The sequence below is a fragment of the Acaryochloris sp. IP29b_bin.137 genome, from assembly GCF_028285745.1.
Classification (GTDB): Bacteria; Cyanobacteriota; Cyanobacteriia; order Thermosynechococcales; family Thermosynechococcaceae; genus Acaryochloris.
The window spans coordinates 1-9,549 of record NZ_JANQOP010000309.1 but is presented as its reverse complement, the minus strand read 5'-3'; the positions used below and the strand labels follow the sequence as shown (position 1 = coordinate 9,549).

7 protein-coding genes are annotated in these 9,549 nt (G+C 49.0%); 3 read left to right on the top strand and 4 right to left on the bottom strand.

The window, feature by feature from the left end; translation table 11 throughout:
• The 3 genes from Q0991_RS21470 to recA all read right to left on the bottom strand — a co-directional run.
• On the bottom strand, positions 1 to 534 hold a 534-nt coding region (locus Q0991_RS21470; RefSeq protein WP_299492413.1), incomplete at its 3' end, for a VOC family protein.
• A 132-nt stretch (positions 535 to 666) separates the two neighbouring features.
• Positions 667 to 1,047, bottom strand: a complete 381-nt coding sequence (locus tag Q0991_RS21465; protein WP_299492411.1) for a VOC family protein — start codon at positions 1,045 to 1,047, stop codon at positions 667 to 669.
• Positions 1,048 to 1,123: 76 nt separating this feature from the next.
• Entirely contained in the window at positions 1,124 to 2,182 is a 1,059-nt protein-coding gene (gene recA, locus Q0991_RS21460) for a recombinase RecA (RefSeq protein ID WP_299492409.1), read from the bottom strand.
• A gap of 115 nt (positions 2,183 to 2,297) precedes the next feature.
• On the opposite strand from recA, the gene Q0991_RS21455 reads away from it, so the two are divergent.
• The 3 genes from Q0991_RS21455 (at position 2,298) to Q0991_RS21445 (ending at position 7,945) form a co-directional block, all read left to right on the top strand.
• Positions 2,298 to 2,501, top strand: coding sequence for a hypothetical protein (locus tag Q0991_RS21455; protein ID WP_010469624.1), 204 nt, complete (start codon positions 2,298 to 2,300; stop codon positions 2,499 to 2,501).
• An 85-nt stretch (positions 2,502 to 2,586) separates the two neighbouring features.
• Positions 2,587 to 3,018 (top strand): hypothetical protein, encoded by a 432-nt coding sequence (locus Q0991_RS21450; RefSeq protein ID WP_299492405.1) that lies wholly within the window; start codon positions 2,587 to 2,589, stop codon positions 3,016 to 3,018.
• Position 3,019: 1 nt separating this feature from the next.
• Complete coding sequence (locus Q0991_RS21445; protein ID WP_299492403.1) at positions 3,020 to 7,945, top strand: DUF5724 domain-containing protein; 4,926 nt, start codon at positions 3,020 to 3,022, stop codon at positions 7,943 to 7,945.
• 58 nt (positions 7,946 to 8,003) lie between these two features.
• Here Q0991_RS21445 and Q0991_RS21440 read toward each other — a convergent pair whose 3' ends face one another.
• Positions 8,004 to 9,032: a class I SAM-dependent methyltransferase gene (locus Q0991_RS21440; protein ID WP_299492401.1), complete on the bottom strand. Its 1,029-nt coding sequence runs from the start codon at positions 9,030 to 9,032 to the stop codon at positions 8,004 to 8,006.
• Positions 9,033 to 9,549: the final 517 nt, after the last annotated feature.

Below are 9,549 nucleotides of genomic sequence, written 5' to 3'. Positions count from 1 at the left end.
GTAATATTCTCCACCGTTCATAGGCATAGGAGCGGAAAACTGCCAGCCAAACAGTTCAGAGTAGAAGGGTAAAGCGGCGGTTGGATCATCGACTAGAAGTTCCATCCAGCAAACCTCTCCAGGACCATTACCGATCATATTTAGATCGTCACTGTCCTGCTCTGGGGTAAACACATGAAAGGCGGAGCCAACTGGATCATTGATCACGGCAGTGTGGCCCACGGATGGAATCTCAAAGGTAGGAACACTGACCTTACCCCCCAACTCCTCCGCCTGCTGACAGGCTTGATCGACATTTGCAACGATGATGTAAGAAATCCAGTGGCTGGGGAACGGGAAGTCGTTCTCGATGGGGACTGGATTGGCAAATCCACCTTTCCCCGCAGCGTAAATCGTGGCATTATCATGGCCGGGAATTTCCATTTCACTCAACTGCCAATCAAAGAGCTGATGATAAAACTCATTCGCTTTTGGTACATCTTTTGTCATTAAACTCCACCAGCAAAAACTGCCGATTTGATCCTGTAAACCCATGGCTGTCTCCTTATGCTTTTAAGCAGTAAGCGGAATTACTGTGGTTTGCTCGTACTACTGCGGATAATAGGTGTCGCAGATTAAGTTGGAATGATGCTGCAGCCGCAGTCAATTGATAATTACTTCAGCCTTTTAGGGCGAAGGCATATGAAAAACATTGAGTTTATTGCCATCCAAATCCCGGAAGTAGCCCGCATAAAATCCATCAATGTCGTCTCTTGGCCCGGCTGGACCTTCATCTTGAGCACCCAGCTCTATGGCCTTTTGGTAGGCTTCATCTACTTTGTCAGTGCTGTCAACCATAAGGGCAATCATGACGCCATTGCCAACGGCGGCAGGCTCACCATTGAAGGGTTCAGTCACACAGACATAGGGCTGATCGGGTTCAATGCCCCAGGCAATAAAACTGTCCGATTCCATTAACCGTTTGCCGCCTAGCACCTCGAAAAGAGAATCATAAAACTGGGCTGCTTTAGAAATATCGTTCGTACCTAAAGTCACATATCCAATCATTGAATATTCCTCAATGTAAGAATCAGGTCGGACAAACTAAGCTTCGAAATGGTAGTGGATGGGGATTAAGCCGGTATTATGCAGCCTCTTCTTCCTCGACTTCCACCACCGTAATCGAATTGGCAGAGACTTCAGCTCCTAGCTCCAATTTCTGCCGGACTTGTTGCTCGACATTCTCAGCGAATTCGGGATTATCGATAAAGTACTGAATCGTGTTTTCTCGGCCCTGCCCAATATTGTTGCCGTCGTAGCTATACCAAGCGCCTTTGCGGACGATCACATCTGTTTCCTCGGCCATATCGACCAGGCATCCCGTTGTGGAAATGCCTTGGCCAAACAGAATGTCAAACTCGGCAATCCGAAACGGAGGAGCCACCTTGTTCTTGGCGACTTTCACTTTGGCCCGAATCCCGAACATATCCGTTCCTTTTTTCAGAGTCTGAATACGACGGATATCGAGGCGAACGGAAGCATAGAATTTGAGGGCGTTACCGCCTGTGGTGACTTCAGGGCTACCGTAGGTCACGCCAATCTTCTGGCGAAGCTGGTTGAGGAAGATTACGGTACTGCCGGATTTGGAAATATTACTCGTGATTTTTCTGAGGGCCTGACTCATCAAGCGGGCTTGAAGGCCCATGTGGGAGTCGCCCATATCCCCTTCAATTTCAGCGCGGGGGGTGAGGGCAGCGACGGAATCCACCACCACCAGATCGACGGCACTAGAGCGGACCAGCTGATCGACAATTTCGAGGGCCATTTCGCCGGAGTCGGGCTGACTGACCAGGAGTTCAGAAACATCGACCCCTAAGGCAGCGGCATAAACCGGATCTAGGGCATGTTCGGCATCGACAAAGGCGGCGACTCCACCTGTTTTTTGGATCTGTGCGATCGCATGTAACGCTACAGTCGTTTTTCCAGAACTTTCAGGACCGTAGATCTCAATCACTCGCCCTCTTGGCAGGCCGCCCCCTAACGCCAGATCCAGGGTCAAAGCCCCCGTAGAAATCGTTTCAATTTGCATCCGAGTAGCATCCCCCAGACGCATAATTGCCCCTTTACCAAAGGTCCGTTCCACATTTTTCATCACCAAGTCCAGGGCTTTTTGCTTTTCGGAAGCGTCGGTATGGGTGGCCATGATTGGGTCTCCAAAAGGATAATTTGAGGTTGTTCGACTAGTATAGTATACTTGTACTATTCCTGTGTCAACAGGGCAAAAAAAGTTTCTTTTTCCTCTTTGTAGGGAGGGTTGAATGGCAATAGACTCCCTAACAGATTTAGTTGGATTTCCCGGTGGATGGCTGGTGGGCGTCTCCTATGCCTTGGAATGGGGATATCAATGTTGGGTGATCACCCCTGAACAGCAGGTCCATACCGATGGTGAGTTCTATGAGAGTAATCTAGGGGCATTATCAGTAGGGCGGTTCTTGGTTGAACATTCCCTAGAGGTAGATTGAGCCCCACCCTCAACAGTCTATTTTTCACTGATGACAATTTAATTTTTATTGGCTATAGTACATTTGTTTCATTCCTCCTAATCACATGACCTCCTGTATCACCGTCGAGGGAAAAGTCATTGGGAAACGGCGACCCATTTTTTCAGATTGGTCCATTCCCATCCCCCCTTCCCTTCAAGACTCGCCCCTCACTCTCCGTGACCTGATTATCTGTGTAGTGAGGGCTGAAGTCCAAGCGTTCCAAACGCGGCAAACGGAGCAGAAGCTGCAGCAGTTCCTAAGTAAGGGCGAGATCCATCAGGGCTTGGCTGAGGGCAAAGTAACGATGGGCGATCGCGACTTTGAACAAGTCGTGGATGAGGCGACGGCTATCGAGACCGCCATTATGGGCTTTATTGATGGGCTGTACTACGTGTTTCTCGATGATGTGCAGCAGGAAGCGTTAGATGCCACCGTGCACCTCAAGCTCGATAGCCGCTTAACGTTTATTCGACTCGTTGCACTGGTAGGGGGATAACATGCTGAATCGTGAACTTGCACAGGAATCCCTAAAGAAATTTCGGGTCGAAGAATGGTTAGATCGCCGAGCAACTGAACTGGCCGCATTGCCGGACCCATTGAATCATATTGGGCGGAGGATGTTGGGCCTGAACGATTCGCCCTACGAGTGGGACCACCCCTATAACCGAGATCCCTACTGGCAGCCCTTTCAAGACGCGATTGAGCTTTCAGAATCAGAGCGGTGCCAACTCTTTGAGGTTCTCTTTCCTCAAATTAGCGACTATGTGTTGCTAGCTTACGATTTGATTGCGACCCTCCCCTATCAGGTGGGTTACTCTCGCAGGGCCTTTCGCTCGGATCATCCTGAGCATCATGAATTTGCCCGTCGGAATTTTATTCAGTCATTACTGGGGATTGTCCGAGGGTATGAACAACCCCTGGATTGGTATGCGGCTTGGGCTCCTTATCTGGGTTATAGTGCCGATCTTCTAGGGCGCTTGTTCGCCGCAGCCATTAACCAAGGGGATGCCTTAGGCGATCAGATTTTCGAGATTCTCTGCGACTCCGCCCGGGGTGACCATGAGATTGGTGCCATGGGGCGGCATGTGACTCGCGCCCTGCTAGTCGCCAATCGACCCGAGGGATGGGAGCTGATTGAGAATCTGCTAGTGGCTGCCCAACGCCAAGAAGGACTGCGACAAACCATTTTAGAAACTATTGATGAAGCCCATCCCCAAGCCTTTCAACGTATTGTCCGCGTCATCCTAGAGCATAATCTTGTCCGCTTTAGTGCCACGATTCGGGCCGTGGATGTATGGTTTGGCTTGGGTTGGGAGGTGGAACACCAGCGTCGGGTGCAAGAAAGTTTAGAACTGCTTCTCCAGGTGTTAGAGCACCCGAACCAACGAACTGCGTTACTCCAAAATGACGACCCTAATCTGGTTTATCTTGCCCTTTGGTCTCTGGCATTTGAGAATGTCGATCTAGCGATTCCACCTGCTCTTGAACTCTTGAAAACAGGGACCGTTGAGCAACGATTTGTAGCGGCTTATCTGCTCCGTCAATTGGATATCAGTCAAGCCCGAGAGGCCCTTACCCCCAGTCTTGCCGACGATGATATCCGAGTTGCCGTTCAGGCCTATCTCTCGTTGGGATGCAGGGCTGGCTTTGAAGCATTAGAAGCATTTATCAACCGCTTTTCCGCGAAAGAAACATCCATTGAACCCCTTGTGTGGTCATGGATGAATTACACCATTACCCTGCAGAGTGTTGCTGACAATCTAGTTCGCAGTTTAGGTGACCGCCCTGTTAAGCGGTTAATGCCTTATCGAACCATGATGGGTGAATGGGGGCGTATCGAAGTTGGAAAGCAACTGATTAAGCAAACTTGGGATGATCAGGCGCGGGAGGTTGTTTTTGAGCTGATTCGTGATCGCAGTAGCTATGTCCGGGAGCAAATCATGAGCGCTCTCGACGCTCATCGTTACTGTCCGACTGCCCCTGAAGCCCAAATGCTGGAGTCGATGCTATACCGCAAAGCGGCAGACTTGAGAAGAGGTGTTCTGTCCTTGTTATTAAAACAAGACGATGATGCCGCCATTGAGAGTGCCCAACGTCTTCTAAATCAGTCTAAAGCCCCTCAGCGCAAAGCCGGATTAGAACTGCTTGTCCAGCTTCAGCAAGCGGAGCGAGGCCAGGTCAAACCCGTCGCTGAAGCCTATGCTAGCCAGCGCCCCAAGCGGACGGCGAGTGAGCAAGAACTGCTCGATCAACTGATGGCAGATCAACAGGATATTCCCACATTGGATGATGCTTTGGGTTTAGCGCCTTGGGAGTTGCGATCGCATCCCCAATCCCCCACACAACCCAAACATCCCATTCCCTTAATTTCTGAGGCAGCCAAAGAAATACTGGCCTCCTTACATGCACTAATTGACGAGCACCGAACTGAGGAGGTTGTACTCAATAGCGACTATCCCCAGGAACAGTTATTTGGAAATCTTTACTGGTTGCCAACACCCGATTTCAAGCTATCCCAAGCAGAGAATCTAAACAGACTCCCCTTGGCAGAAGTTTGGGAGGCTTGGTTAACGAATCGCCCAAAGTCTTTACGAGATCCAGATGGGTTGGAAATCCTTCGTGCCATTGCGGCTTGTCATGGTGCAAATAGCCAGCCATTTCACTACGAGTTTGGAATGGATCGTGGACGCAACCAACCGCCCAAGTGGCAACATCAACTGTTTGAACAGTGGTTTACCCCAGTTGAACTAACCTCCCCTTTGATACCCGGCCTTCTATCTTGGTTGATTTATTTGGAGCCACCCCATAATTTAATTGATGCCTTGTTAAATGCAGCTCAATATACCCTATCTATCATCCATCAACATACGGCAGACAAGCGGCAGGAGTGGCGTAATTCAAGACTGTTGGTATGGCTAAATTTAGCCAGATCTCATTTCCGTGATCACCCGACAGAATGGTCTTTGGAACAAATTCAACACATCTGGCAGCTCCTGTGTTGGATTGATGAACCTAGCGATGAGAGTGTTCCCCAGTGGCGGGTCAAATCAGGAGAAACTCGCTATAGCTACGACCGCTTTGAAACCACCCAAGAAGAAGGATTTATTCAACGCCATCGCCCTGAGTTGCAGGAAATTACCCTAGCTTATGGTGCTGAAGCTGCTACCGATGCAGATTTCTGGGATTACTTAATCGGTGCGCGCCCCATGTCTTCGCGGTTTAACGAACTGCGAGAGTTGACCCAACGGAAGCCGCATCCCTGCATTCAGGCTAATCCTAAGATCGGTCAGATTGTGAATCAAAGTTGCGATCGCATCCTGGAAGTCGAACTCACCCGAGGCGAACTGCCCACGGCAGCCACTGAAGTTGCCAAGAATCTGAGTTCCATTGAAGGCATTGCCACCGTAGTGAACCTCCTCCAAAAGCTGGATAATGAAAAATTTATTCGGGGTTGGGTGTCGGATAGTAGAAGTCGAACTGCGGTATTGAGCCATCTGTGTCGGGTTTCTTTTCCAGGAGAAGACGAAACGCCCCAGGACTTTGCCAAAGCCATTAAAGCGGCCTCTATCCCCACCCAGCAGCTCGTGGAGCTGGCCATGTATGCGCCCCAATGGGTGAATTACATTGAACACGCTCTGCGGTGGAAAGGGTTTGCGGAAGCCGTTTGGTGGTTTCATGCCCATACCAAAGATGAGGCTTGGCAGGTGGATGCTGATATTCGCAACCTGTGGGCGGCTCAGATTGCCGAACGGACGCCCCTCTCTAGCCAGGATTTGCTGGATGGCGCAGTGGATGTGGCCTGGTTTCAGCGGATTCGCAAAGGCATGAAGTCGGATCGGTGGACGGCCCTAAATGAAGCTGCCAAGTACACCTCTGGCGGTGGGGGCCATAAGCGGGCACAACTCTTTGCCGAGGCCATGACTGGAGCAACGGATCGAGCTGGCCTGATTAAACGACTGCAAACCAAGCGGCATCAGGATAGTGTGCGGGCCTTGGGCCTACTGCCTTTAGCAAGAGGGAAAAAGCGAGACGCAGACTTACTTGAACGCTATCAAATCGTCCAAGAATTTCTGCGGGAGAGCCGTAAGTTTGGCTCTCAGCGCCAAGCCAGTGAAAAGCTAGCCGCTCGCATTAGTATGGATAACTTGGCACGCACTGCTGGGTATCCCGATCCACAGCGACTGGAATGGGCCATGGAAGGGATGGCAATCCAAGATTTGGCCACTGGCGCTGTGTCCGTGGAGATTGATCCGGTCACCGTCAGCTTAAGTATCACCCCCGAGGGTAAACCCCAGATTTCGGTGCTTAAAAATGGGAAATCCCTCAAATCGGTCCCAGCTAAACTCCGCAAAAATCCAGAAATCAAAGCCCTGCAACAGCGCAAAAAAAAGATTACCCAGCAGGCCAGTCGCATCACTCAATCCCTAGAACAATCCATGTGCCGGGGCGATCAGTTCACTGGCACTGAATTAAAGCAACTCCTAACCCATCCCCTGTTAAAACCTGTCTTGCAACGCCTGGTTTTTATTGAAAGTGACACCGGGGTGGCTGGATTACCCCAGGTGGACGGATTACTCAACCATGACGGTCAAACCGTGGCCATCAAAGCATCCATGCAGCTGCGCATCGCTCACCCCGTTGATTTAGCCGAACGGGAGGATTGGCATCTCTGGCAGCAATACTGTTTCCAGTCAGAGTTAGTCCAACCCTTTAAACAGATTTTCCGAGAACTCTATGTTTTGACTACGGCAGAACAACAAGGCCGAGGGTCTGGCTCTTGCCGATATACGGGGCATCAAGTCAACCCTCGGCAGTCCTTGGCCCTCCTGGGCAAACGGGGCTGGGTCGCCCATCCAGACGAAGGGATTCGGCGCACCTTTCATGATCAACAGATTGTGGTTTGGCTTGAATTTGAAGAGGGCTGGTATACACCAACAGAGGTAGAAGGATTTACCCTGGATCAGATTTGCTTTTGCGATCGCACCACCTACAAGACCCTCGAATTATCCGCCGTGCCCTCCCGTCTTTTTAGTGAAGTGATGCGGGATCTGGATCTAGTCGTCAGCGTGGCTCACCAAGGCGGCGTCGATCCAGAAGCCAGTGCCTCAACGGTAGAAATGAGAGCTTCCCTGCTCCAAGAAACGAGTCGCCTGCTCCAGCTTCATAATATTCAACTGCAAAAGTCTCACGCCTTAATCGAAGGGAAGATCGGTAGCTATAGCGTCCATCTGGGCAGTGCAATGGTACATCGTCAACCCGGCGGGGCGATCTGTGTGGTTCCCGTTCACAGTCAACACCGGGGGCGCCTCTTTTTGCCCTTTGCCGATAATGATCCAAAAACAGCAGAGGTGATTTCTAAGGTCATTATGCTGGCTAAAGATCATGAGATTAAAGACCCAACGATTTTAGAGCAGATACTCTAGATATCCCTCTCGATCTCAAAAAGGCGAAGATTCGTTCACGATCCTCTCATTTAAGTTTTTAAGTCTCTGGTTTTTCCATCACAATTCTATGGAGTTCAGCTTCATGCTGCTCAAAGAACAACCATGCGATGGGGAAAAAGGTCATATAGCGATTGAATATTTCTAGCCCCACTAGCTCAATCGCTTGATCTTGGTTTTTGGCCAATCGTTCATACCAGGCTTTCAAGGTGGGTTTGTAGTCATGAATTGAGTCATGGGTAATACGGAACCCGACCTCCTGAGAGATTTGAAGATGAGTCTTATGCATAGACAATAGAGACCCTGGGAAAAAAAGTTGCATCAAAACCATTGATGTTGGATAGGGCTCACGTTCCAGAGAGAAGAACTGATGAACCGCTTTGCCACCAGGAACTAAAGCATCATAAATTTTTTGGCATAGATCTGTGAGTTCATGGGGGCGAACATGCTCTAAAGCACCAATCGAAAAGATGCAATCATAGGGGGCTTCTACAAACTTATCCGTAATAAAATTAGTGAGAGAGACGTTTAGCCTTAACCGTTGTTGGGCATAGGTTAACTGCTCTTTCGATAAGGTGTATCCTGCTAATGGCCCCTGATGGCCTGAATCTTGGAGAAACTTCAACATGGCTCCCCAACCACACCCGAGATCCAGAACCTTCTCGTTCCCCTGAAGTTGCATCAACGATAAGAGATATTGAGCTTTATGGGTTTGTGCCTCTTCTAAAGAATCTTGGTCTGACTGAAATTCAGCACAGGTATAAAACCGATATATTTCGTCTAAAAACAAAGCATAGAACTCATTGGAAACATCGTAATGAGTTTCAATGCCGCTGGCATGATCTTGAGCAAGCATCCGATTTAGATAAGAGATGCGTTGTGCCTTAAGCGGATAAACTCTTGCCAACCATTCCATCAATGGTGATCTAGGTTGAGTCCAATAGCTCCAACTTTCAGACTGGGTTAAGGGTTGTGGAGAATGAATTTTATATTCTGCCACCGCGTACATTAATCCATAGTTGAATAGATCAGAAATACACTTTGGATATTGCTTAAAAGTAATCGTCATCATTTCTTACCTAAAAACTTCAGACGGTAAACGAACCACTGAGAAGCCAAGCAATCATTTAATAGAGAAGGAAAGCTCCAGAAAAATATTTAATTTGTGGTCTGAATGACTCTGATGCCAGAGACTTTTTCTCCGAAATACGATCTAGCTGTTCATCTCTGATGGTTGCTCAAATCAAAGGTAGGCTAGGCTTCTTCAATACCGAGGTCACAGTTTGATCATTTCTTCAGACACGCCAGCAACAGGGATTGTCATAATAAAATTAAGGATTCACCCTATCTGAACGACTGACCTAGTGCAGATTTTGAGCCTTCGCAATAAGTGCAACTGTCGTCAAAGTTATAGAGACAATCATGCCCGCTTCGATCCCCTCTATCAATTCATCATCTTCCCATTGAAGAATTATGCAGTTAACGACTCAGGGCTGTTTTAAGTTAGCAGCGAGAAAATGCGATGAATCCTATTAGCAAGCTTGGTCATAGCGGGTTTGAGAGATTTATACCCGTTTAATCGTAAA

Coding starts and splice junctions, on each gene's coding strand:
- Q0991_RS21465 (WP_299492411.1), bottom strand. CDS start 1,047: ATGATTGGATATGTGACTTTAGGTACGAACGATATTTCTAAAGCAGCC.
- recA (WP_299492409.1), bottom strand. CDS start 2,182: ATGGCCACCCATACCGACGCTTCCGAAAAGCAAAAAGCCCTGGACTTG.
- Q0991_RS21455 (WP_010469624.1), top strand. CDS start 2,298: ATGGCAATAGACTCCCTAACAGATTTAGTTGGATTTCCCGGTGGATGG.
- Q0991_RS21450 (WP_299492405.1), top strand. CDS start 2,587: ATGACCTCCTGTATCACCGTCGAGGGAAAAGTCATTGGGAAACGGCGA.
- Q0991_RS21445 (WP_299492403.1), top strand. CDS start 3,020: ATGCTGAATCGTGAACTTGCACAGGAATCCCTAAAGAAATTTCGGGTC.
- Q0991_RS21440 (WP_299492401.1), bottom strand. CDS start 9,032: ATGACGATTACTTTTAAGCAATATCCAAAGTGTATTTCTGATCTATTC.